1 protein-coding gene is annotated in these 1301 nt (G+C 59.6%); it reads right to left on the bottom strand.

Annotated elements, in window-relative coordinates; all coding sequences use genetic code 11:
• Positions 1 to 1301 (bottom strand): AAA family ATPase (locus lacNas_RS03145; RefSeq protein WP_201346577.1); only part of this gene is annotated, 1301 nt, incomplete at both ends.

Below are 1301 nucleotides of genomic sequence, written 5' to 3'. Positions count from 1 at the left end.
AAAGCGGATCATGGCGTCTTCGCTGCCGAACATCTTCAAGGCCAGCTGCTTGGCCAGCTCGGTCTTGCCGACCCCGGTCGGGCCGACGAAGAGGAAGGAGCCGATTGGCCGGCCGGACTTGTTGAAGCCGATCCGGTTTCTTCTGATGGCCCGGGCCACCTTGTCGACAGCCTCGTCCTGGCCGATGACCTTGGCCTTCAAGTCGCTGGCCAGGTTGGCCAGCTGGTTTTCTTCTTGGGCCTGGATGTCGCCGACAGGGATGTTGGTCTTTTCTTCAACGATCTTGTCCATGACCTTGGCCGTGATGGTCGGGGTCTTGTCAGGGTCGACGTTCTGGTCCTTCAGCTTTTCGTACTTTTCAATCTGGTCGCGGTAGTAGGCAGCCTTTTCGTAGTCTTCGTTCTTCAGGGCGTCCTGCTTGAGCTTTTCAGCCGCGTCGATCCGTTCTTGGATCTTTTCCTTGTCAATATAAGGAATAGTCAGGTTCATTCTTGACCCGGCCTCGTCCATCAAGTCGATGGCCTTGTCCGGCAGGAAGCGGTCCTGGATGTAGCGAGCTGACAGCTTGACGGCGGCTTCAATGGCGTCGTCGGTGTAGTGCACGTGGTGGTAGTCCTCGTAGCGCTTCTGGATGCCCTTCAGGATCTTGATGGTTTCGTCAATGCTTGGTTCCTTGACTTCAACTGGCTGGAAGCGCCGGGCCAGGGCAGAGTCCTTTTCGATTTCCCGGAATTCCTTGATCGTCGTGGCGCCAACCAGCTGCAGTTCGCCTCTGGCCAGGGCCGGCTTGATGATATTGCCGGCGTCCATGCCGCCTTCAGCGTTGCCGGCGCCGACGATTTCATGGATTTCGTCGATAAAGAGGATGATGTCCGGCTGGCTCTGCAGCTCCTTGACCAGCTGCTGCATTCTCTGTTCAAACTGGCCGCGGATGCCGGTGCCCTGCACCAGGGAAACCATGTTCAAAGAGATGATGCGCTTGTTTTGCAGCTTGGCCGGAACGGACCCGTCGACGATGTCTTGGGCCAGGCCTTCAACGACGGCCGTCTTGCCGACCCCGGCCTCACCGATCAGCACCGGGTTGTTCTTGGTGCGCCGGTTGAGGATTTCGATCACCCGCGCGATTTCGCGGTCGCGGCCGATCACCGGGTCGATCTTGCCCTTCTTGGCCAGAGCCGTCAGGTCGGTGCCGAACTGGTCGAGCAGGGACTGGCCGCCGCCGGCGTTGTTGCCGCTGCCGCCGCGGCCCGGGTTTTGCCCGCCTTGGTTTGCATTGTTGTCACGGTTGCCGGCGCCGTTTG

It is taken from the genome of Lactobacillus nasalidis (genome assembly GCF_016587775.1).
Taxonomy (GTDB): Bacteria; Bacillota; Bacilli; order Lactobacillales; family Lactobacillaceae; genus Lactobacillus; species Lactobacillus nasalidis.
Note: the sequence above shows the minus strand (reverse complement) of the source record. Positions and strands in the feature narration are given on the sequence as shown.